We start from the raw sequence: 21,933 nt of genomic DNA on the forward strand, positions 1-21,933 counted from the left end.
AAAACAGCGGGCAGTCCATGCCGGCCTGGCGCCTCACTCTGCTGCTCTGTCTCGCTGAAGCGCTGAACATGGCAGGCTACAGTGCGGTCGCGGCGCTGTTGCCGGAGCTGCGCTTTGCCTGGTCGCTGGGCAACGCGGAGATCGGCATCGTCGAAGGCGCGTTCAATGTCGGCTATGTCGTGGCCGTGCCGATCCTCGTCACCGGGACTGACCGGCGTGATCCGCGCACCATCTATCTGTTTGCCACAGCGCTCGGTATCGGGGCCAGCCTCGGCCTCGCCTTCCTCGCGCGCGACCTGTGGTCCGCTGCCTTGTTCCGCGGCTTGGCGGGCATCGCGCTGGCCGGCACCTATATGCCCGGGCTCAAGATCCTCACTGACTCCATCGAGGGCCCGAAGCAGAGCCGCTGCCTCGCTTTCTACACAGCGAGCTTCAGCCTGGGTGCGAGCGCCTCGACAGCGGCCACAGGCGCGATCGGCCATGCGATCGAGCCGGCAGCGGCTTTCGTGCTTTCTGCACTCGGCAACGGACTGGCCTTGCTGCTGGTCGCCGCCCTCATTCGATCGCGGCCGGGAGAAAAACACCCGCCGATGCCAGCCTGGGGGGCGCTCTGGCAGGCGGCGCACAACCGCAACGCCCTCGCCTACTCGCTCGCCTACGCCGCGCATATGTGGGAGCTGTATGGCTTCCGCGCCTGGCTGGTCGCCTATCTGTTGTTCGCCGCGACCGGCAGCCTGGCGCCGACTGGCGATACGTCGTATGCGCTGTGGGGCGCGGTCCTGCTGCTGCTCGGCATGCCGTCCAGCATCATCGGCAACGAATTTGCGCTGAAGATCGGCCGGCAGCGCCAGCTCGTGCTGGCGATGTTCATCTCCGTCGCCCTTGCGCTCGCGTTCGGCGCTGGCTCCTTCCTGCCCTTCCCTCTTCTGCTCGTCCTTGGTGGGATCTACTCGCTGTTCGTGACCGCCGATTCCGCATCGCTCACCGCGGGCGCCGTCGCCCAGGCAAAGCCGGGCCAGAGCGGTGCCACCATGGCGCTGCATTCGCTGCTAGGTTTCGGGGCAGCCAGCCTCGGCCCGCTCGCTTTCGGGCTGGCGCTGGATATCGGCGGCGATCATGCTGCCGGATCCTGGTTCGCGGGTTTTGCTATCCTGGGCGCCGGCGTGGCCTGCGGGCCCTTGATCCTGAAGCTCATGCTGAGGACCGGCAGTGACGACAAAGGCGCACGTGATCATCGCAAGGCTTGAAGCCAGCCTGACTCCGCTCGGCGCGTTCCGGTCGCGCGCAATGTTCGGTGGGCACGGGCTCTATCTGAACGACCTGTTCTTCGGCCTCATCGCCTATGACACGCTCTACTTGAAGACCGATGAGACGAATCGCAGTGACTACGTGAAGGCGCATTCGAAGCCATTCTCGTTCGAAAGCAACCGCAAGGGTCTCGTCACCACGTCCTATTGGCAATGTCCGGCAGAGACATTCAAGGATATGCGCAAGCTGCGGCGCTGGGTCGGCAAAGCGCTCGATGCAGCACGACGCGCCAAATCAGCAAAACCGAAGCGCGCGCCGCGCAAGAAGGATTTTCCGTTCTAGCTATTTCCGCGCGCTGATCGAGAACAGCAGCGGCAGCTTGCCTGGATGGTGATTCACCACGAAACGGCCAGGCTCGCTTTCCACCAGGAAGTTCCAACACTTGTGCACGCAGTACGGAAACTCCTTGAGGCTGGTCAGCATGAGGCCGGCGTCGAGCAGCGCTTGCACGATCTCGGCAAGGCTGTGCGGCCACTCGTAGCATTCGATCGGCGCATGTTCGCCGCCGGCATAGCTGGTCGTCGATTCGAAGCGCAGCGCCTCGCCGCTGTTGAAATAGCCGGACGTGATCTGCTTCGCGTCCTCGTCGAGCGCGGAGATGATGGGATGGAACTCCACGATATGAAAGCGTCCGCCCGGCTTCAGATGGCGCGCGATCACCCCTGCCCAGGCATCGAGATCGGGCAGCCAGTTCAAGGAGCCGTACGACGTGAACACGATGTCGAACTGTGCATCGCCCAGCGCCGTGGGATCCAGCACGTCGGCACAGACGAAACGCGCATCGATGCCGAGTTCCTGTGCCAGGGCCTGCGCCCGCGCGATCGCCTCCGGCGACAGGTCCACACCGGTGACCTGCGCGCCGCGGCGTGCCCACGACAAGGTGTCCTGCCCGAAATGGCACTGCAGGTGCAGCAGGCTCTTGCCCGCGACATCGCCCACTTCCTCCAGCTCGATGTGTTTCAGTGAGGTCTGGCCGGCCCGGAAACCCGCCATGTCATAGAATGCGGACTCCTGGTTGATCCGCGCCCATTCGTTCCACAGGCGGCGATTGGCGGTGATGCGGCTGTCCATGATCCCCTCGGCTTGCGGCGCGCACCCTAAGTCCTTGCATCCCGCTGGGTCAATGCGCCGCTTCAAAAATCAGGCGTTTCCGGCTAGAACCCTCGCCATTCCATTCGCCAACGGGGACCTCCATGGCCAAGCAGAAGAACACGCGCACCGAGAGCGACTCCTTCGGCCCGATCGACGTGCCGGCTGACAAACTGTGGGGCGCGCAGACCCAGCGTTCGTTCCAGAACTTCAAGATCGGCGGCGAGCGTATGCCGACGCCTTTGATCCGCGCCTTCGGCCTGCTCAAGCAGGCGGCGGCGGAGGCCAACATGGCGGCGGGCAAGCTCGACAAGAAGATCGGCAAGGCGATCGCCGCGGCCGCGGCGGAAGTGGCGAACGGACAGCTCGACGATCACTTCCCGCTGGTAGTGTGGCAGACCGGATCCGGCACGCAGACCAACATGAACCTCAACGAGGTCATCGCCAACCGCGCCAACGAGATGCTGGGTGGCAAGCGCGGCGACAAGAAGCCGGTGCACCCGAATGACCAAGTGAACTACGGTCAGTCCTCCAATGACTCCTTCCCGACCGCCATGCATATCGCCGCCGTGCAGCAGGTCCACGATCTGGTGCTGCCGGCGCTCGATCACCTCGCCAGGGCGCTGGAGACCAAGAGCAAGGAATTCGCCAAGGTCATCAAGATCGGCCGCACCCATCTGCAGGATGCGACACCGGTTACGCTCGGCCAGGAGTTCTCCGGCTATGCGATGCAGCTGCGCCTCGGCATCGATCGCGTGAAGGCCTGCCTGCCGCGGCTCTATGCGCTGGCGCAAGGCGGCACCGCGGTCGGCACCGGCCTCAACAGCGCCAAAGGATTCGACAAGGCGTTTGCGGATGAGCTGAAGAAGCTGACCGGCCTGCCGTTCGTGCCGGCGAAGAACAAGTTCGAGGCGCTCGCGGCCCACGATGCGATGGTGGAGATCTCCGGCGCCTACAACGTGCTGGCGGCCTCTCTCATGAAGATCGCGAACGACCTGCGCCTCTTGGGCTCCGGCCCGCGCTCCGGCATTGCGGAGATCAACCTGCCGGAGAACGAGCCCGGCTCCTCCATCATGCCGGGCAAGGTCAATCCGACCCAGGCCGAGGCCATGACCATGGTCTGCGCGCAGGTGATGGGCAACCACGTGACCGTGACGATCGCCGGCTCCAACGGCCATCTCGAACTCAACGTGTTCAAGCCGGTCATCATCTACAACGTATTGCAGTCCGGCCGCTTGATCGCGGATGCTTGCCGCAGCTTCACCGATAATTGCGTCGCCGGCATCACGGTCAATTTGCCACGCATCAAGCAGCTGCTCGAGCAGTCGCTGATGCTGGTGACCGCGCTCAACACCCGCATCGGCTACGACAACGCCGCCAAGGTCGCGAAGAAGGCGCACAAGGAAGGCAAGAGCCTGAAGCAGGCCGCGCTGGAGCTCGACCTGCTGACCTCCGAGCAGTTCGACAAATGGGTGCGGCCCCAGGACATGCTGGGACCGAAGTGACGCGGTAGTCGTGGTGTTGACGCACGGCAGAACCACTTCGCAGACCGTCACCCCGGCCTTGAGCCGGGGCCCATTCCTCAGCCGCTCCAGCGTCCGAACAATGGACCCCGGATCACGCCACTTCGTGGCTGTCCGGGATGACGGAGGGAGCAAGCGTCGGCGATGAGTGCTTCCGACCATCGCCTGGAGAAGCATTCCGTCGCGATTGCCGGCCATCGCACCAGCGTCACGCTCGAGGCTATCTTCTGGCGCGCGCTCAAGAGCATCGCGAAGGAACGCCGCCGCTCGCTCTCTGAATTGATCGCTGAAATCGACAGCAGGCGCGGCGAAATGGATCCGCCCCCCAACCTTTCAAGCGCGCTCAGAGTCTATGTACTATCGCAGTCACGCGCAGGCAGGGCATGACTCAGGAACCAACGCTCGGCACCTACGACTACATCATTGTCGGCGGCGGCACCGCCGGGTGCCTGCTGGCCAATCGCCTGTCCGCCGATCCGGGCGTGTCCGTCCTGCTGCTCGAGGCTGGCGGCAAGGACGACTACCTCTGGATCCACATCCCGGTCGGCTATCTCTATTGCATGGGGAACCCGCGCACCGACTGGTGCTTCAAGACGGAAGCGGAGCCGGGGCTCGGCGGGCGCGCCATCAACTATCCGCGCGGCAAGGTGCTGGGCGGCTGCTCCTCCATCAACGGCATGATCTACATGCGCGGGCAGGCGCGCGATTACGACCACTGGCGGCAGCTCGGAAACCAGGGCTGGGGCTGGGATGACGTGCTTCCGCATTTCAGGCGGCACGAGGATTACCTGCACGGCGCCGACGACGCGCACGGCGCCGGCGGCGAATGGCGCATCGATCGCCAGCGCCTGCACTGGCCGATCCTGGATACGATCCGTGAGGCGGCGGTCGCGACCGGCATCCCCAGCGTCACCGACTTCAACCGTGGCGACAATCACGGCGTCGCCTATTTCCACGTGACGCAGCGCGGCGGCCTCCGTGTCAACACCGCCAGGGCGTTCCTGAAGCCGGTGCGCAACAGGCCCAATCTGCGCATCGTCTCGCAGGCGCAGGCGAAGCGCGTGCTGATCGAGAATCGGCGCGCGGTCGGCGTGCAGGCAAGCGTCGCCGGCGCGGACCAGGTCGCACGAGCGCGCGGTGAAGTGATCCTGAGTGCCGGCGCCATCGGCTCGCCGCATCTGCTCGAGCTCTCCGGCGTCGGAGAGGCCGCGCGGCTGTACGATCTCGGCATCGAGATCGTGCATGCGCTGCCCGGCGTCGGCGAGAACCTTCAGGACCATCTGCAGCTGCGTCTGATCTACAAGGTCCAAAACGCGCTGACGCTCAACACATTATCGGCGAGCCTGTGGGGCAAGGCGCGCATCGGCTTCGAATACCTGCTGCGGCAGAGCGGGCCAATGTCCATGGCGCCGAGCCAGCTGGGCGCCTTCGCCAAGTCGGATCCGAGCCTCGAGACGCCCGACCTCGAATATCACATCCAGCCGCTGTCGCTGGATCGGTTCGGCGAGCCCTTGCATCCCTTCCCCGCCGTGACCATGAGCGTGTGCAATCTGCGCCCGGAGAGCCGCGGCAGTGTCCATTCCGTGAGCGCGCATTTCGGTGAGTCGCCGGCGATCCGTCCCAACTACCTCTCCACGCAGCGCGACCGATTGGTCGCGGCTTCCGCGATCCGCCTCACCCGCCGCATCATGCAGGCGGCACCGATGCAGCCGCACGCGCCGGAGGAGTTCAAGCCCGGCCTTGCCTTCCAGAGCGACGAGGAGCTGGCCGAGGCGGCCGGGCAGATCGGCACCACCATCTTTCACCCGGTGGGCACGGCGAAGATGGGCCGCGACGACAGGGCCGTGGTCGACGAGCGGCTGCGGGTGCGCGGCATCGAGCGCCTGCGCGTGATCGACGCCTCGATCATGCCGACCATCACCTCTGGCAACACCAACGCGCCGACCCTGATGATCGCCGAGAAGGGTGCTGCCATGCTGCGCGAGGACCGCCGAGCCTGACCCGCAGATTGCGCTTGTCATCCGGAGCGCGCGATCTCACCATGGCTGCATGCTCAAATACCTCATCCTCGGAATCGTCATCCTGGCGGTGATCTTCCTGGTCATGCGGGCGTTCGGTCGTCGGCCGAAGGACGTGGGCGGAGGCGACAAGCCGAAGATGATCGCTCCGGACGGCGGCGCAGTCGCGGCGGAGATCGAAGGCCAGGAGCTGGATATCGACCCCAAGGTCCTCGACGAGGTACGCCGGCTGTCCGCGGGCGGCCAGAAGATCGAAGCAATCAAGCTGTTGCGCGAAGCCACCGGCCTTGGCTTGGCGGACGCGAAGGGCATCGTCGACTCGCTCGACCGCATTCGCCCCAAGTAAGCCTCATTTCAGCGGCAGATATATGTCCGAGATCAGCTCCGTCGGCGGTGTGTCGCGCGGGGTGTTGAGATACTCCTCCACGCACGGCGCGTCGGCGGGCTCGCGGGCGGATTGCGGCAGCCATGTGCCGTAGAGCCATTCATAGGCGCCACGCATGTCCGCATACGGACCCTTGTGGCGCAGCACTGCATACTCGCCGGCGGCGATGATGACGGGCTCGAGCGGCGGCTCGATCGACAGCGCTGCGGGCGCAATGATGGCGGCGCGCGACCGCAGCTCTGCCTGCGGCACAGAGGCAGGATCATCATAGTAGATGCCGAACATGCGCAGCCCCGGACCGAGCAGGTTGCGCGCACCCAAGACGCCGAACAGTTTCTCGAACGCGCGGCCGATCTCCATGTAGGAGCCGCGGTGCGGAATCGTTACCGCCTGCATCTGCGGCAGAGTACGGATCTCGACGTGCTGCATGGTTGAGCTCCCGTGTTTCGTGGCTGGATCGAAGCGGCGATGGCTGCCTTCCCGGCGGTATTTCGCCGGCGGCATGCCATAAGCCGCTTTGAAGGCGCGCGTGAAGGATTCGACACCGCCGAAGCCGGACTTCTCCGCGATCTCCTCGATTGGACGATCGGTGTGGGTGAGCCAACCGGTGGCGCGGTGCAAGCGCAGGCGCCGCACCGTCGTCGCGATCGTCTCGCCGCGCATGGCATGATAGATGCGATGCCAGTGATAGGGCGAGAGGCAGGCGACCTCCGCCAGCTTGTTCAGATCGAGTTCGTCATCCAGGTGATCGAACACATAGGCCGTCACGCGATCCATGCGCTCGCCATACTCGATCCAGTGATTGTTGCCCGCTCGCGTCATGGGCGGCAGCTAAGCACGGATCGATTTGACAAATCTTGCGGAATGCATCGCCTCGCATGAAACGGGCGGCGTAGTGGCCGCCCGATCCATATGTGATCTCGAAGACTGGCTAGTCGCCGAAGCCTGGCAGCTTCAGGCCAGGGATAATGATGTCCGGCTGCTTTTGCTCCTGCTGCGGCTGCTGTTCGCCGGGCGGAACAGCGCCGGGCTCGGTCGCGCCAGGTTCGGCTGGTTGTTCTGCCGGTGCCTGCTGCTCCGGCTCCGGTGCCTGTTCGGCTGGCGCTTCCTCAGCGGGCGCTTGTTCGGCAGGGGCCTCTTCCGCTGGCGCTGTGCCTGGCACCGCAGCGCCCGGTTCGCTCGGCTGCTGTTGCTGCTGTTGCGCCGGCTGCTGTTGCTGCTGCTGTTTCTTCTTGGTCGTGCCGCCGAACAGGTCGCCGACACCCGGCAGAACGGCGCCGGGCTGTTGCTGCTGTTGCTGTTGTGGTTGTTGTTGTTGCTTCCCCCCGCCCAGCAGATCGCCCACGCCTGGCAGCTTCACCCCCGGCACAGTGCCGACGCCGGGAATCTGAGCACCCGGCTGACCTTCCGTGCTGGTCGCCGGCGCGGTCTGCTGGCCGCCCAGCAGGTTGCCGATGCCCGGCAGCTTCTTGAGTCCGGGAATCTCGTCCACCAGGCCGCCCGGATTGAACGCGCCCTGCTGCGTCAGCCCCATGAGGCCAGTCGCACCGGCGGCGCCGTTGGTGGCGAATCTCGGCGTTGGCGTCATCGGCCCATCCAGCGCGATGCTCATGAACGCCTCCTGCGCGTCCTTGCCGAACAGGTCGACGATCATGTCCATCGCCCAACCGCCGATGTCGAAATCGCCCTTGGCCGTGCCGCGCGCCCGCGGGTTCACGAAGGCGAAGTCCTGGGTGTTGAGCACGCCCTGCTTGATGTTGAACGTGCCGTCCAGCTTGTTGTCGACGCCGGTGTAGGATGAGAGGATGCCGTTCACCGCACTGGTGATGCCCTGCACCTGCTTCACCTTCGCACCGAGAACACCGATCAGGGCGGAGCCGACCTGCTGCTCCATCTTGCCGATGATCTGCACGGTGCCGTCGATGTTGCCGCTACCGGCGAGCGAGCGCATCAACGCAGCCTGGCTTTCACCCGCGCCGGTGGCGTTGAGGTTGAGCGAGAGCGGGCCCTTGATCTGGTTGCCGGCGATGCCGCCGCCAGCCAACTGACCGACCTGGATCTTGTCCACGGCCACCTTGGCGTCGAGCTTGGTGGTCGGCGTGCTGGCATCTACGGTGGTGCCGCCGAGGTTGAAGCCGCCGCCATAGATCTTGCCCTGTAGCGTCTGCATGGTGGCCACGCCGTTGCGCACCGTGATCTTTGCGACCAGGTCGTCGATCTGCTGGTCCGGCATGATCAGGGACTTCGCGGTGAAGTCGATGTCCGCGTCCTGGTTCCGGAGCGCCGACAGATCGAGCGGTTCCTTGGACCAGGGCGAACCGCCCTTGCCGCCACCGCCGGAACCCGCACCGGCGGCCGACTTGCCGCTATCGCCCCCCATGAAGGGTGTCAGATTGACGACACCGCCTTTGAGATTGGCGACGACCATCGGCTTGGCGCCGGTCGCGTCATAGCTGGCGTTGCCGGCGATCGAGCTGTTGCCCCAGGCGGCGTTCAGGTCGGAGACCTTGGCATTCTTGGTGTTGCCTTGCGCTTTCAGCGATGCCTTCAGCGGCCCGGCCTTGACGCCGGAACTCTGGATGTCCGCCATCTGCAGCAGCTGCGTGAACTCCGGATGGTCCGCCGACAAGGCGATGTTGAAGCCGACCGGAGGTGGATTGTTGGGATCCTTGCCCTTCGGCATCTGCACGGTGCCGGCGACCTTCGCCTTGCCACCGATGCCGTTGAGATTGAGATCCAGCGCCATGTCCTCCGCGCTGCCCTTGAGCGTGCCGGCGATGCCCAGCGCGCCGACCGATTTCGCTTTCGGCCCGGCAAGGCCCGCCAGCTGCAGCAGAGGCGCCGGCTTGTCCGCGGTGAGGTTGAGCGCGGTGTCGATTTGCGGCGTACCCGAGATGCCGGCGACCTTGCCCTTCAGCGTGCCTTTGCCTCCGATGCCGGCCATCGCCAGCGCGACGTCGTAGGTCAGATCGTCGGCGCCGCTTTGCGCCTGTCCGGTGAAGCTGACGGCGCCCATGTTCTTGGCCGCATCGGCCGGCGCGCCGGTCAATTCGGCGATCGGGCCCAGGTCCTTGGCCTTGATGTCGAAAGTGGAGTTGATCTTCGGAATCCCCTGGCCGATGCCGTTGGCCGTGCCCTTGGCCGCGCCCTGGAAGCCGATGCCGGCCATCGCCGCATTCACGTCATAGGTAACATCGGTCGGGGTTCCGGCCGCGGTGCCTTTCAGCGTGAGCGCGCCGAACTTGCCCTGCGGCTGCGGGCCCATGCCGGCCATCTGCAGCACACGCCCGGCATCCTTCGCGGTCACGTCAAACTTGGAATCGAACTTCGGATCGCCTTTGAGGTCCGTGATCTTCGCAGCAACGTTCGCCTTGCCGCCCTGGAAGTCGGCGACGCTCAGCTCCTTCACGTCGAGCGCGCCGTTCGCAACCTGTGCCACCAGCCGCAAGCCGCTGATCTGCTGCTCGTTCATGGTGAGCGAGCCGGCCTTGAAGTCGACATTGGCGTTGTAGTCGGCGAGCGGCGCCAGCGCCTTCAGCGGATTGCCGCCCTGGTCCGGCTTCTTGTCGGTCGTCGCGGGCTGCGCTTCCTCTTTCGCGGACTTGACCGGCATGTAGCCGTCTACATTCAGCTTGTCGATCGCGAGGCCGACGCCAAGGCCCATCTGCTTGCGCTGCGCGCCATCCGGCAACGCCAGCGCCACGCCGCCGGTGATGTTCGATTGGTCGAGCGTGGCCTTGAGATTAGCGAGCTCCGCCTGGGAAGGATTGTATTTGACACCGGTATTGAGCGCGAACCTGCGCAGGCGATCGTCCGGCACATCCTTGACCGCCCCCGGCACAAACGCGTCGATCAGGGCGCGCAGATTGCTCGAATCGGCCTTCAGCGTTCCGTCGAAGTTCGGCTGGCCGTTCTGCGCGCTGAGCGCGCCGTTGAGTGCCACGGTGCTACTGCCCGGCAGCTTGGCGGACGCGGTCTTGATGGTGAGCACGCCTTTCGCCAGCTGTACGGCAACGTTCGTGTTTTCGATCGCCTGACCCTTGTAGACAATCTGCTCGACCGTCATGCCGAGGTCGGCCGTCACGTCGGCCGGCAGGCTGAAGGGCTCGGCCGGCTTGGCCGGCCCCGCTGGCGATTGCGCCGGCGCTTCCGCGCTCTCCTGCTTCGCCTCGCCGGCCGGCATCAACTTGTCCAGGTCGACGCGGCCGACGGCGACGTTCGCTTTCACGGTCGGTGCCGCCTCGTAATTGGCGGCGACGTTCGCCTTGGCGTTCAGATCGCCCAGCGTGGCGGTGAAATTGTCCGTCCCGGCATTGGTTTTGCCGGCCTTGATGTCGGCATCGACCGCGAACGCCTGCGCCATGATCGGCGGCAGCCCGTCGGCCGACTGGTTCGGCATGCTCGCGATCAGCTGCGCCAGGTTCTCGCCCTTGCTGGAGAGCTTGCCGGTGACGATGGGCTTGCTGGCATCCTCCACCGCGGACACATCGACCTGGCCGACGAAGCCGATGGTGGCTTTCGCCTCGGTCAGGTTGAAGGTGACCTCCACCGGCATCGGCGCCTGCTGATTGAGCGCACCGGTCTTGATGCGGAAGCCGAGCGGGATGTTGACGACGGTGGCGCCGCCTTCGGCCTGGAAAGGCCCGGTGAGGCTGTCCAGCGACAGATCTATGTTGAGATTCTCCACCTTCTGCTCGGTGCCGGCGGCGAGGTCGCGATAGATGAGCGTGCCGCCTTCGATCGAGGCACTCTTGATCACCACCGCCATGTCGCCGCCGCCGGATGGGGGCGCCGTGCTTGGCTCCGGAACCACACCGGCTTCCGGCGCCTCGACTTCGGGCGCGATCTGCCAGTTGCCGCTGCCATCCTTCAGCTTCTCGAAGACGAAGGTCGGCTTTTCGAGGACCACCTCTTCTACCTCGACCTTGCCGGAGATCAGCGGCATCAACGCCACGTTCACTTTCGCCGACTCGAGGGTCGCCATGTCGGGTTGGCTGCCTCCCGGCGCGTTGCCGAAGCGGACGCCGGAGACCGTCACGCCGGGTGTGGGCAGGATCGTGAGCGAGATGTCTCCGTCGATCGCGAGGTCACGCCCAGTCGCCTTCTTCGCCTGCGCCGCGATCTCCGCCTTATAATCGTTGAGATCGATAAAAAACGGCGCCGCCAACGCCACCACAACGAGGAGGCCAACGAGGCCGCCGACGATCCACAGCACTTTCTTCATGTCGTTCCTGCCCTTTTGTGGCTAGCCGGGTCGGCTCACCCCTCGGGTTCCGGGGCCGAATTCAGAATCGGAACCGCTTGCGGTCATTATCGCTGCGGGACAAAATGCCTCGCAAGCACAACTCGCCCGACCCAGGTGAAATTTTCGCGAGCCCGAAGGCCCTTGATATGGCTGAGATTGTCAATCTGAACCACGTCCGCAAGGCCAAGCAGCGCGAGGAAGACAAGCGCCGAGCCCGCGAGCGCCGCGTCAAATGGGGCCGGATCAAAGCCGACCGCGAGCGCGAGCGCCTGCTGGAAGCCAAGGCCGAGAAGATCCACGAGGGCCACCGGCGGGAAAAGCCGAAGGATGAGCGTGAGGACTAAACGCTCACCCGCGCCACCACTCCTATGTCACCCCGGCCTCCGAGCCGGGGTCCATTGCGCCGCTTGGCGCCAAGCCCATCCATGGACCCCGGATCACGCCGCTTCGCGGCTGTCCGGGGTGACAGATTGAGGAATGTGACTATGATGGGCGCCAACGGCGATTTAGTTCCATGCCCGTGTTGTGGAAGCCCCGCTTTCGGTGAAGTTGGGCAGCTACGAGATCTGCGGAGTTTGCAACTGGGAAGATGACCCTGTGCAATCCGCTGATCTTAATTACCGTGGCGGCGCAAACAAGATGAGCCTGAACGAGGCGAGACAGCACTGGTGCGCGACTAGTACCCCAACGCGCTAGCTCGACCCTCACACCCTGAAAATCTTCCCCGGATTCATCCGGTTCTCCGGGTCCAGCGTCTGTTTGATAAGGCGCATCAGGCCGACCGCTTCGCCATGCTCGCGCTCGAGGAACGCGATCTTGCCGAAGCCGATGCCGTGCTCGCCGGTGCAGGTGCCGCCCATCGCCAGCGCACGATCGACCAAGCGGTCGTTGAAGGCCTCGGCGCGCCTCAGCTCCGCCGGATCGTCGGGATTGATGACGATCGTCACGTGGAAATTGCCATCGCCGACATGGCCCAGGATCATGGCGACAAGTCCGCTCGCCTCGATGTCCTTGCGCGTCTCCACGATGCACTCGGCGAGGCGCGAGATCGGCACGCACACGTCGGTTGGCCAGCCTTTCGAGCCCGGCCGCATCGAGAGGCCGGCATAATAGGCATCATGCCGCGCCTGCCAGAGCTTGGTGCGCTCCTCCGGCTTCACGCTCCAGCGGAAATCGCCGCCGCCATACTCGGCAGCGATGGCCCTTACCAGCTCGACCTGCTCCGCGACGCCCTTTTCGCTGCCGTGGAACTCGATGAACAAGGTCGGCTGCTCGGCATAGTCCAGCTTCGAGTACTGGTTGCTGGCCTTCATCTGGAAATCGTCCAGCAGCTCGATGCGCGCGACCGGAATACCGGCCTGGATGACGTTGATCACCGTGTTAACCGCATCGGCGACGGTCGGGAATGGCGTGACCGCCGCCGCCATCGTCTCGGGAATACCGTAGAGGCGCAGGCGCACTTCCGCGATGACGCCGAGCGTGCCTTCCGATCCGACGAACAGCCGCGTCAAATCGTAACCCGCCGCCGATTTGCGCGCGCGGCCGCCAGTCTTCATGATGCGCCCATCGGCAGTCACGATGGTGAGGCCCAGCACGTTCTCCCGCATCGTGCCGTAGCGCACCGCGTTTGTGCCGCTGGCGCGGGTCGAGGTCATGCCGCCGATCGTAGCATCCGCGCCGGGATCGATCGGGAAGAACAGGCCCTGGTCGCGCAGGTAGGTGTTGAGCTGCTTGCGCGTGACGCCGGCCTCGACCAGCACGTCGAGATCCTCCGCATTCACCTCGACAACTCGGTTCATGCGGCTCATGTCGATCGAGACGCCGCCCTCGAGCGCCGCAACATGCCCCTCGAGTGACGTGCCGACGCCGAACGGAATCACCGGCGCGCTATGCTTGCGCGCGAGGCGCATGATCGCGGCGACTTCCTCCGTGCTCTCCGGAAACACCACGACGTCCGGCTTGTGGGTCTCGTGATAGCTCTCGTCGTGCCCGTGGCGATCGAGAATGCCGGGATTGACGCTGCAGCGCTCGCCCAGCATGGCATGCAGCGCTTCGATCAGCGGAGCAGGTTCCGGAACGCGTCGGGACGTATTGGCAATGGCCATGGCGCTACTCCGCTGCCTTGGGAACGGCAGGCTTGCCGAAGCCGCCGCCGCCCGGGGTCTCTATGATAAAGCAATCGCCGGGCTGCATGTCGATCTTGTCGGTCCCTTTGAGCTCGACCACCGAGCCGTCCGCCCGCTCCACGGAATTGCGACCCAGAGAGCCCGGCGCGCCGCCTTCCAGACCATAGGGTGGGATACGGCGATGGCCGCTCAGGATCGCGGCGGTCATCGCCTCGCGGAAGCGGATGCGGCGCACCACGCCGTCACCGCCACGGTGCAGCCCGGCGCCGCCGCTGCCACGCCGGATGCGGAACTCTTCCACCAGGACGGGGAAGCGGAATTCCAGCACCTCCGGGTCCGTCAGGCGCGAGTTTGTCATGTGGGTCTGCACGGCGTCGGTCCCGTCGAAGCCCGGCCCGGCGCCGGAGCCGCCCGCCACTGTCTCGTAATACTGGTGCCGCGCATTGCCGAATGTGAAGTTGTTCATCGTGCCCTGCGCCTCCGCCATCACCTTCATCGCGCCATAGAGCGCATCGGTGATGCATTGCGAGGTCTCGACATTGCCCGCGACCACGGCCGCCGGATAGGTCGGGCGGAGCATGCAGCCCTCGGGGATCACGACATCCAGCGGCTCCAAACAGCCGGCATTCATCGGGATCTCGTCATCGATCATGGTGCGGAAAACGTAAAGGACGGCAGCCTTGGCAACGGAGGACGGCGCGTTGAAGTTATTCGGCCGCTGCGGCGAAGTGCCGGTGAAGTCGATCTTCGCCCGCCGCGCCTTCTTGTCCACCCTCACGGTCACTGCGATCTTTGCGCCGTCATCCATCTCGTAGACGAACGACCCGTCACTCAGCCGATCGATGACGCGCCGCACTTGCTCGGCGGCGTTGTCCTTCACGTGGCCCATGTAGGCGTGCACGACATCAAGGCCGAACTGTTCCACCATACGCCGCAATTCCTGCACGCCGCGCTCGTTGGCGGCGACCTGTGCCTTGAGGTCAGCCACATTCTGGTCGACGTTGCGGGCGGGGTACTTGCTGCTCGCCAAAAGGGTGCGCAGCTCGGCCTCCAGAAAGCGGCCTTCATCCACCAGCTTGAAATTGTCGATCAGCACGCCTTCTTCCGCCACGTCGCGGCTGTCCGGCGGCATGGAGCCCGGCGTGATGCCGCCGATGTCGGCGTGGTGCCCGCGGCTCGCCACGTAGAACAGGATGACCTTGCTGCCTTCATCGAGCCCGTTCTCGCTAAACACCGGCGTGATCACGGTGACGTCCGGCAGGTGCGTGCCGCCATTGTACGGCGCATTCAGCACATAGACATCGCCGGGCATGATGGTGGATTTGCCGGTTGCATCGCGATTGGCGCGGATGATGGTCTCGACCGATTCACCCATCGAGCCGAGATGCACCGGCATGTGCGGCGCGTTGGCGATGAGCTTGCCTTGCTGGTCGAACAGGGCGCAGGAGAAGTCCAGCCGCTCCTTGATGTTCACCGAATAGCTGGTCTTCTCCAAGGTCGATCCCATCTGCTCGGCGATCGACATGAAGAGGTTGTTGAAGATCTCCAGCATCACCGGATCGACGCTGGTGCCGATGGCGGCCTGCCGTGCCAGCGCCTTGCGCCGCTCCAGCACCAGATGCCCGCGCGGCGTCGCCACCGCTGTCCAGCCCAGCTCCACGATGGTGGTGCTGGTCGGCTCCAGGATGATGGCGGGGCCGTCCACCTCCTGGCCGGGGCGCATTTCGCTGCGCTCCAGCACGGGTGCTTGGTGACTGGCCCCCTCCGCCCAGAACGGCATTGAGGCCTTGGGCTTGGCATCAGCACGATCGGTAGAAGCCAGCACGGGATCGGCGACCGCTTCCGTGCGCCCGATTGCCTCGATGCTGACGGAATCGACGATGAGCGTCTTGTCCGGCACGATGAAGCCGTATTGCCGACGATGTGCGACTTCGAAGCTCTCCTTGATGGCGGCAACGTCACCGAAGTTTGCCAGCAGCGGCGCATCGGTGCCTGCATATTTGATGTGGACGTGCCGCTCCACCTCGATCGCGGACTTGTCGATCCCCTGTGCCAGCAGTTCTGCCTCACCCTCGCGCGCCATTTCGTCCAGCGCGCGCGACAAGGCCGGCATTGCCCCTGCATTCAGCTCCGCCTCAATCGTGCGATGGCGGAGCGCGCGCACGTCCGCGAGGCCCATGCCATAAGCGGAGAGCACGCCGGCGAAGGGATGCAGGAAGATGCGCTTCATGCCGAGCTCGTCCGCCACGCGGCAGGCATGCTGCCCGCCTGCGCCGCCAAAGCAGGCCAGTGTGTATTTGCTGACGTCGTAGCCGCGCTGGATCGAGATTTCCTTGATCGCGTTGGCCATGTTGGCGACCGCGATCGTCATGAAGCCTTCGGCGGTCTCCTCCGCGGAGACGGTCTTTCCGCTGGCCGCTGAAATCTCCTGGGCCAGCGCCGCGAACTTCTCCGCCACGACCTCGCGGTCCAGTGTCTGGTCAGCGCTCGGCCCGAAGATGCGTGGAAAGAACTGGGGGTTGAGCCGACCCAGCATCACGTTGCAATCCGTGACGGTCAGCGGCCCGCCGCGGCGATAGCTCGCCGGGCCCGGATTGGCGCCGGCGGAATCCGGCCCGACGCGGAAGCGCGCGCCGTCGAAATGCAGGATCGATCCTCCCCCCGCCGCAACCGTGTGGATCTGCATCATCGGCGCACGCACGCGCACGCCGGCGACCTGCGCGTCAAAGGTGCGCTCATAGGCGCCGCTCCAATGCGAGACGTCGGTCGAGGTCCCGCCCATGTCGAAGCCGATGATGCGGCTGAACCCCGCCAGGCGTGCCGTCTCCACCACGCCGACGATGCCGCCCGCCGGCCCCGACAAAATGCTGTCCTTGCCCTGGAACTTGGCGGCGTCGGTCAGCCCGCCGTTGGATTGCATGAACATGAGGCGCGTGCGGTCGTTGCCCACCTCCCGCGCCACTTGATCGACATAGCGCCGCAGAATCGGCGAGAGATAGGCATCGACCACGGTCGTGTCGCCGCGGCTGACCAGCTTCATCAGCGGGGACACTCGATGGCTGACCGAGATCTGCCTGAAGCCGAGCTCCTTTGCCAAATCCGCCAGCGCCTTCTCATGCTGCGTATGACGGAAGCCATGCATCAGCAGGATAGCGATACTTTCGAACCCTGCTACGCGTGCAGCGGCAAGGTCGCGCCGCGCCGCCGCGATATCGAGCGGCTTCAGCACCTGGCCCTCCGCCGTGATCCGCTCGTCCACCTCGATCGCCTCGGCATAGAGCAGCTCCGGCAGTTTGATCTGGCGCGCGAAGATCTTGGGCCGGTTCTGGTAGGCGATGCGCAAGGCATCGCGGAATCCCTTGGTGATCACCAGCAACGTCCGCTCGCCCTTGCGCTCCAGCAATGCGTTGGTCGCAACGGTGGTGCCCATTTTTATCGCGGCCACCTCGCGCGGGATCGGCCCGTTGGCCGCGAGGCCGAGGATGTCACGGATGCCCTGGATCGCGGCGTCGCGATAGCGCTCTGGATTCTCCGACAGCAGCTTATGCGTCACCAGCGAGCCGTCCGGCCGCTTCGCCACCACGTCGGTGAAGGTGCCGCCGCGATCGATCCAGAACTGCCAGTCGCCGTTGCCCAGACTCATGCGAAAATCCTTGAAACTGCCGCGTTTCCCTGCGATGAAGCGTCCCGACTATAACGCCTGCCCGGGATCGTTCCAGCCTTGGCGCAGGCGGCTCCGACCGTTATGGTCAGAGTCGGCGGGAGAGGCCACAATCACCACATGAGTATTTGGGGCAAGATCATCGGCGGAGTTGCCGGGTTCGCTTTGGGCGGCCCGCTGGGTGCGTTGCTGGGCGCGATCGCCGGGCACGCCGCCGATATGCGGATCGATCAGGCCGAGCCAGCGGCACCCGACGACCACCAGTTGGACGACCGATCGGCAACGCGGCAGATCGCCTTCACCATCGCCGTCATCGTGCTCGGCGCCAAGATGGCGAAGGCGGACGGCGTGGTCAGCCGCGCGGAGGTCGCCGCTTTCAAGGAAGTGTTCCAGGTGCCGTCGCATGAGATGAAGAACGTCGCGCGTCTGTTCGATCGGGCGAAGCAGGATCCCGCGGGCTTTGAGCCTTACGCCAAGCAGGTCGCGCGCATGTTCCGCAAAGACCATCCGGTGCTGGAGGAGCTGCTCGACGGATTATTCCACATTGCCAAGGCCGATGGCGGCGTGCATGAGGCGGAGGTCGCCTATCTCAAGAGCGTCGCCAACATTTTCGGCCTCGACGAGAACGACTTTGCCCGCATCCGCGAAGGCCACCTGGGTGCGGACAAGGCCGACCCCTACACCATCCTCGGCATCCGCCGTACCGCGAGCAACGAGGAGATCAAGGCGGCTTGGCGCAAGCTGGTGCGTGACACCCACCCCGACACCCTGATGGCGCAGGGCCTGCCGCGGGAATTCATCGACATGGCCAACGAGAAACTGGCCACCATCAACGCCGCTTACGACAAGGTCGCCAAAGAGCGCGGCATCAATTAGAAGAGCGTCCCGATGCCACCCGCTTTGCCGCAACTTGCGTTACGCAACGCCGCGATCACGTTCGGTGGCAGGCCGCTGTTTTCCGGCATCGACGTGACGCTCGGTCGCGGCGAGCGGGTCTGTCTCGTCGGTGCGAATGGGTCCGGCAAGTCCACGATTTTGAAGGCGTTGGCGGGAGAGGTCGAGCTGGACCGGGGCGAGCGGTTCCTGCAGCCTGGCGTGACGGTCGGTTACCTGCCGCAGAATGCGGATTTGAGCGTATCGGGATCGGTCGCGGAGTACGTGGCGGCCGGTGCGCCCGACGCGCACGCGGACGATTACCGCGTCGCCTGGGTGCTCGACCATGTGAGGTTGGATGGCAGCCGCGCCATCGCGACACTTTCTGGCGGCGAAGGACGGCGCGCGGCGCTCGCCCGCACCCTGGTCGCCAAACCCGATCTGCTGTTGCTGGACGAGCCGACCAACCACCTCGATCTGCCGACGATCGAGTGGCTGGAAGAAGAACTTGCGGCGTTCCCCGGCGGCATCCTGATGATCAGCCACGACCGCGCTTTCCTGCGCAAGCTGACCAGCCGACTTCTGTGGCTGGACCGCGGGCGGACGTTCGAGCGTGACGGCGGCTTCGATGGCTTCGAGCAGTGGTCGCAGGAGATCGTGGAGCAGGAAGCCGGCGAGTTCCGCCGCCTCGAGAAGCGCATCGAGACCGAGGAATACTGGCTGCAGCGCGGCGTGACGGCGCGCCGCTCGCGCAACGAGGGCCGACGTCGGCGGCTGTTCGATCTGCGCAGGCAGAAGGCGGAGAGCCTGAAGGGCCGCGGCCGTGCCAGGCTTGCGCTATCCGACGCCGAACTGGGCGGCAAGCTGGCCATCGAAGCGATCGACATCGCCAAGCGTTACACGCGGCCGGACGGCACCGAGCTCAAGATCGTCAATGGCTTCTCGACCCGCATCATGCGTGGCGACCGCATCGGTATTCTCGGACCCAACGGCGCCGGCAAGACCACGCTCATCAAGCTGCTGACGGGCGAGATCGCTCCGGACAACGGCACGGTCCGCCTCGGTATCGGCATCATGTCCATCTATCTCGACCAACGGCGGCAGAGCTTTGACCTCGATCGCACCTTGTGGGAGACGCTGGCGCCGACCGGTGGCGATTCCATCATCGTCAATGGCCGGCCGCGCCATGTGGTCGCCTATTTACGCGACTTCCTGTTCGACGAGCGGCAGGCCACCATGCCGGTGCGCCTGCTCTCCGGCGGCGAGCGCGCGCGCCTGATGCTTGCGAAATTGTTCGCGGAGCCCGGCAACCTGGTCGTGCTGGACGAGCCGACGAACGATCTCGATATGGATACGCTCGATCTGTTGCAGGACGTGCTCTCCGACTTCGAAGGCACGCTGCTGCTGGTCAGCCACGATCGCGATTTCCTGGACCGGTTGGTGACCAGCACCATCGCGGTCGAAGGCGACGGCGAAGTCGTGGAATATGCCGGCGGCTACAGCGACTACGTCATCCAGCGCGGCGAGCGTGCGGAGAAGGCCCAGCCGCGCAAAGCCGAGCCGAAGCGCAGCGAACCACCGAAGCCGAGCGCGCCCGCGCCGGCGCGGTTCTCCATGAAGGAGCAGCGCGAGCTCGACGAAATCAACGCCAAGCTCGACCGGCTGCATGCGGAGATTTCGACGCTCGAATCCGCCTTGGCCGACCCCACGCTCTATCAGCGCGATGCCGTCAAGGCCGCGCAAGCTGGCGCCCTCCTCGCCCGCAAGCGCGACGAGCTGCACGCCACCGAAGAACGCTGGCTGGAGCTGGAAGAGAAGCGCGCGCAGCTTACAGGTACGCGCTAGCCCTTATTGTTGCCGCGACGCAGCGCCCGGGCATAGAGCTCGCCCACGATGCCGCGGCGGAACAGCAGCACGCAGATCATGAAGATGATTCCGGTGGCGATGGTGACCGGGAACTCCGAGGTGGCGAGCGTGTTCTGCAGCGCGACCACGAGGCCGGCGCCGACGATCGGGCCAACCATGGTGCCGATCCCGCCAAGCAGGGTCATCAGGATGACCTCCCCTGACATTTGCCAGGCAACGTCCGTGAGCGTGGCGAACTGGAAGACGATGGCCTTGGTCGCGCCGGCGAGGCCCGCCAGCGCCGCCGACATGACGAAGGCCGCCAGCTTGTAGTTGCCGACCGAATAGCCGAGTGAAATGGCGCGCCGTTCGTTCTCGCGGATCGACCGCAGGATCATGCCGAACGGCGAATGGACGATACGCCAGATCGCGAACACGCCGATCAGGAAGATCGCCAGCACGGTGTAGTAGATGTTGAGCGGAACGTGCAGATCGATAATGCCAAAGAGAACGCCGCGTGGCACGCCCTGGATGCCATCCTCGCCGCCGGTGAATTCGGCTTGCAGGCAGAAGAAGAAGAACATCTGCGACAGCGCCAGGGTGATCATGGCGAAATAGATGCCCTGGCGCCGGATGGCGAAGAAACCCATCACCGCGCCGAGCACAGCAGCGCCGAGGACACCGAGCAGGATCGCGGCCTCCGGCGGCCAGCCCCACACCTTCGCTGCATAGGCTGAGAAATAGGCAGCACCGCCGAAGAAGGCGGCATGGCCGAACGACAGCAGACCGGTATAGCCGAGCAGCAGGTTGAACGCGCAGGCGAACAGCGCGAAGCACAGCATCTTCATCAGGAAGATGGGATAGACGAAGAAGGGCGCTGCGATCAGCGCGACGATACCCAGCACGATCAGTATCCGCTCGACCCTGCCGGTCGTCTGCGCACGCGCCTCCTGCAGCGTCAGCTCGGCCATCTCATGCTTCCTTTCCGAATAGGCCGGCCGGCCGGATCAACAGCACGATCGCCATGATGACGAAGACCACGATGTTGGAGGCTTCCGGATAGAACACCTTGGTCAGGCCCTCGGCCACCCCGAGCAGATAGCCGGTGACGATGGCGCCGAGAATAGATCCCATGCCGCCGACCACCACCACCGCGAATACCACGATGATGAGATTAGAGCCCATGAGCGGGCTGACCTGGTAGACTGGTGCTGCGAGAATGCCGGCAAGGCCCGCCAGCGCCGAACCCAGCCCATAGGTCAAGGTCAGCAGCAGCGGCACGTTGACCCCGAAGGCCTGCACTAGGCTGCGGTTCTCCGTCGCTGCGCGCAGATAGGAGCCAAGCTTGGTCTTCTCTATCACGAGCCAGGTGCCGAGACAGAAGATCAGCGAGGCAATAACGACCCAGCCGCGGTAGTTGGGAAGGAACATGAAACCAAGGTTGGTGCCGCCGGCCAGCAGCGGCGGTACCGGATAGGGATTGCCGGAGACGCCGAAGTAATAGCGGAATATGCCTTCGAGTACCAGCGCGAGCCCGAAGGTGAACAGCAGCCCATAGAGCGGATCGACATCATACAGCCTGGCAAGCGCAAGGCGCTCCACGACGATCCCGCTGATGCCGACGATGATCGGCGCCAGGAGCAGGGCCGGCCAATAGCCGACTCCTAGCTGCACGAGCAGCAGGTAACCGACGAAGGCGCCCAGCATGTATTGGGCGCCGTGCGCGAAGTTGATCACCCGCAGCAGGCCGAAGATCACCGCCAAGCCCAGGCTCAGCATCGCATAGAACGAGCCGTTGATGAGGCCGACCAGCAGCTGACCGAGGAATGCCTGGATCGGTATGCCAAGGATCGTGATCAT

17 protein-coding genes are annotated in these 21,933 nt (G+C 65.0%); 10 read left to right on the forward strand and 7 right to left on the reverse strand.

Annotated elements, in window-relative coordinates:
• The first annotated feature begins 17 nt into the window (after positions 1-17).
• Together DTX69_RS03840 and DTX69_RS03845 are read left to right on the forward strand one after the other, a co-directional pair.
• The gene (locus tag DTX69_RS03840) at positions 18-1,247 is read left to right on the forward strand and encodes an MFS transporter (RefSeq protein ID WP_162916629.1); all 1,230 of its coding nucleotides are present in this window, start codon (positions 18-20) and stop codon (positions 1,245-1,247) included.
• Positions 1,210-1,590 (forward strand): TfoX/Sxy family protein, encoded by a 381-nt coding sequence (locus DTX69_RS03845; protein WP_162916631.1) that lies wholly within the window; start codon positions 1,210-1,212, stop codon positions 1,588-1,590. The genes DTX69_RS03840 and DTX69_RS03845 overlap by 38 nt, the downstream gene beginning before the upstream one ends.
• Here the strand turns inward: DTX69_RS03845 and DTX69_RS03850 are convergent, their stop codons facing one another.
• Entirely contained in the window at positions 1,591-2,379 is a 789-nt protein-coding gene (locus DTX69_RS03850; RefSeq protein ID WP_119300186.1) for a class I SAM-dependent methyltransferase, read from the reverse strand.
• A gap of 122 nt (positions 2,380-2,501) precedes the next feature.
• On the opposite strand from DTX69_RS03850, the gene fumC reads away from it, so the two are divergent.
• The 4 genes from fumC (at position 2,502) to DTX69_RS03870 (ending at position 6,284) form a co-directional block, all read left to right on the forward strand.
• Positions 2,502-3,902, forward strand: a complete 1,401-nt coding sequence (gene fumC, locus DTX69_RS03855; protein WP_119300187.1) for a class II fumarate hydratase — start codon at positions 2,502-2,504, stop codon at positions 3,900-3,902.
• 162 nt (positions 3,903-4,064) lie between these two features.
• A complete protein-coding gene (locus DTX69_RS03860; RefSeq protein WP_284735530.1) occupies positions 4,065-4,307 on the forward strand; it encodes a ribbon-helix-helix domain-containing protein in 243 nt (80 codons plus the stop codon).
• Positions 4,304-5,920: a GMC family oxidoreductase gene (locus DTX69_RS03865; protein WP_119300188.1), complete on the forward strand. Its 1,617-nt coding sequence runs from the start codon at positions 4,304-4,306 to the stop codon at positions 5,918-5,920. Before DTX69_RS03860 ends, DTX69_RS03865 begins: the two co-directional genes overlap by 4 nt.
• Positions 5,921-5,969: 49 nt before the next feature.
• Positions 5,970-6,284: a ribosomal protein L7/L12 gene (locus DTX69_RS03870; protein WP_284735531.1), complete on the forward strand. Its 315-nt coding sequence runs from the start codon at positions 5,970-5,972 to the stop codon at positions 6,282-6,284.
• A gap of 3 nt (positions 6,285-6,287) precedes the next feature.
• On the opposite strand, the gene DTX69_RS03875 is transcribed toward DTX69_RS03870, so the two are convergent.
• Positions 6,288-7,145 (reverse strand): AraC family transcriptional regulator, encoded by an 858-nt coding sequence (locus DTX69_RS03875; protein ID WP_119300189.1) that lies wholly within the window; start codon positions 7,143-7,145, stop codon positions 6,288-6,290.
• Between the two features lie 109 nt (positions 7,146-7,254).
• A complete protein-coding gene (locus DTX69_RS03880; protein ID WP_119300190.1) occupies positions 7,255-11,547 on the reverse strand; it encodes an AsmA family protein in 4,293 nt (1,430 codons plus the stop codon).
• 167 nt (positions 11,548-11,714) lie between these two features.
• Here DTX69_RS03880 and DTX69_RS03885 point away from each other — a divergent pair, with 167 nt between their 5' ends.
• Both DTX69_RS03885 and DTX69_RS30935 read left to right on the forward strand, forming a co-directional pair.
• The gene (locus DTX69_RS03885) at positions 11,715-11,912 is read left to right on the forward strand and encodes a DUF4169 family protein (protein WP_119300191.1); all 198 of its coding nucleotides are present in this window, start codon (positions 11,715-11,717) and stop codon (positions 11,910-11,912) included.
• Between the two features lie 199 nt (positions 11,913-12,111).
• Positions 12,112-12,264, forward strand: coding sequence for a CPCC family cysteine-rich protein (locus tag DTX69_RS30935; RefSeq protein WP_407643969.1), 153 nt, complete (start codon positions 12,112-12,114; stop codon positions 12,262-12,264).
• A gap of 8 nt (positions 12,265-12,272) precedes the next feature.
• On the opposite strand, the gene DTX69_RS03895 is transcribed toward DTX69_RS30935, so the two are convergent.
• Positions 12,273-13,673 carry an FAD-binding oxidoreductase gene (locus DTX69_RS03895; RefSeq protein ID WP_119300193.1) on the reverse strand — a complete coding sequence of 467 codons (1,401 nt, stop codon included), beginning with the start codon at positions 13,671-13,673 and terminating at the stop codon, positions 12,273-12,275.
• A gap of 4 nt (positions 13,674-13,677) precedes the next feature.
• A complete protein-coding gene (locus tag DTX69_RS03900) occupies positions 13,678-17,337 on the reverse strand; it encodes a hydantoinase B/oxoprolinase family protein (RefSeq protein WP_119300194.1) in 3,660 nt (1,219 codons plus the stop codon).
• Between the two features lie 138 nt (positions 17,338-17,475).
• On the opposite strand from DTX69_RS03900, the gene DTX69_RS03905 reads away from it, so the two are divergent.
• Together DTX69_RS03905 and DTX69_RS03910 are read left to right on the forward strand one after the other, a co-directional pair.
• Positions 17,476-18,231 (forward strand): TerB family tellurite resistance protein, encoded by a 756-nt coding sequence (locus tag DTX69_RS03905; protein WP_119300195.1) that lies wholly within the window; start codon positions 17,476-17,478, stop codon positions 18,229-18,231.
• Positions 18,232-18,243: 12 nt separating this feature from the next.
• Entirely contained in the window at positions 18,244-20,073 is a 1,830-nt protein-coding gene (locus DTX69_RS03910) for an ABC-F family ATP-binding cassette domain-containing protein (RefSeq protein WP_119300196.1), read from the forward strand.
• On the opposite strand, the gene DTX69_RS03915 is transcribed toward DTX69_RS03910, so the two are convergent.
• Together DTX69_RS03915 and DTX69_RS03920 are read right to left on the reverse strand one after the other, a co-directional pair.
• Positions 20,070-21,044, reverse strand: coding sequence for a branched-chain amino acid ABC transporter permease (locus tag DTX69_RS03915; RefSeq protein ID WP_119300197.1), 975 nt, complete (start codon positions 21,042-21,044; stop codon positions 20,070-20,072). The genes DTX69_RS03910 and DTX69_RS03915 overlap by 4 nt on opposite strands.
• 1 nt (position 21,045) lies before the next feature.
• Positions 21,046-21,933 (reverse strand): branched-chain amino acid ABC transporter permease, encoded by an 888-nt coding sequence (locus tag DTX69_RS03920; protein ID WP_119300198.1) that lies wholly within the window; start codon positions 21,931-21,933, stop codon positions 21,046-21,048.

It is taken from the genome of Dongia deserti (assembly GCF_003574735.1).
GTDB classification, from domain to species: domain Bacteria; phylum Pseudomonadota; class Alphaproteobacteria; order Dongiales; family Dongiaceae; genus Dongia_A; species Dongia_A deserti.

What these genes read in the sequence shown, in the direction of transcription:
- DTX69_RS03910 (WP_119300196.1), top strand. Translation starts at nt 18,244, where the DNA reads ATGCCACCCGCTTTGCCGCAACTTGCGTTACGCAACGCCGCGATCACG.
- DTX69_RS03870 (WP_284735531.1), top strand. Translation starts at nt 5,970, where the DNA reads ATGCTCAAATACCTCATCCTCGGAATCGTCATCCTGGCGGTGATCTTC.
- DTX69_RS03875 (WP_119300189.1), bottom strand. Translation starts at nt 7,145, where the DNA reads ATGACGCGAGCGGGCAACAATCACTGGATCGAGTATGGCGAGCGCATG.
- DTX69_RS03885 (WP_119300191.1), top strand. Translation starts at nt 11,715, where the DNA reads ATGGCTGAGATTGTCAATCTGAACCACGTCCGCAAGGCCAAGCAGCGC.
- DTX69_RS03860 (WP_284735530.1), top strand. Translation starts at nt 4,065, where the DNA reads ATGAGTGCTTCCGACCATCGCCTGGAGAAGCATTCCGTCGCGATTGCC.
- DTX69_RS03895 (WP_119300193.1), bottom strand. Translation starts at nt 13,673, where the DNA reads ATGGCCATTGCCAATACGTCCCGACGCGTTCCGGAACCTGCTCCGCTG.
- DTX69_RS03915 (WP_119300197.1), bottom strand. Translation starts at nt 21,044, where the DNA reads ATGGCCGAGCTGACGCTGCAGGAGGCGCGTGCGCAGACGACCGGCAGG.
- DTX69_RS03850 (WP_119300186.1), bottom strand. Translation starts at nt 2,379, where the DNA reads ATGGACAGCCGCATCACCGCCAATCGCCGCCTGTGGAACGAATGGGCG.
- fumC (WP_119300187.1), top strand. Translation starts at nt 2,502, where the DNA reads ATGGCCAAGCAGAAGAACACGCGCACCGAGAGCGACTCCTTCGGCCCG.
- DTX69_RS03900 (WP_119300194.1), bottom strand. Translation starts at nt 17,337, where the DNA reads ATGAGTCTGGGCAACGGCGACTGGCAGTTCTGGATCGATCGCGGCGGC.
- DTX69_RS03880 (WP_119300190.1), bottom strand. Translation starts at nt 11,547, where the DNA reads ATGAAGAAAGTGCTGTGGATCGTCGGCGGCCTCGTTGGCCTCCTCGTT.
- DTX69_RS03865 (WP_119300188.1), top strand. Translation starts at nt 4,304, where the DNA reads ATGACTCAGGAACCAACGCTCGGCACCTACGACTACATCATTGTCGGC.
- DTX69_RS03840 (WP_162916629.1), top strand. Translation starts at nt 18, where the DNA reads ATGCCGGCCTGGCGCCTCACTCTGCTGCTCTGTCTCGCTGAAGCGCTG.
- DTX69_RS03905 (WP_119300195.1), top strand. Translation starts at nt 17,476, where the DNA reads ATGAGTATTTGGGGCAAGATCATCGGCGGAGTTGCCGGGTTCGCTTTG.
- DTX69_RS03920 (WP_119300198.1), bottom strand. Translation starts at nt 21,933, where the DNA reads ATGATCACGATCCTTGGCATACCGATCCAGGCATTCCTCGGTCAGCTG.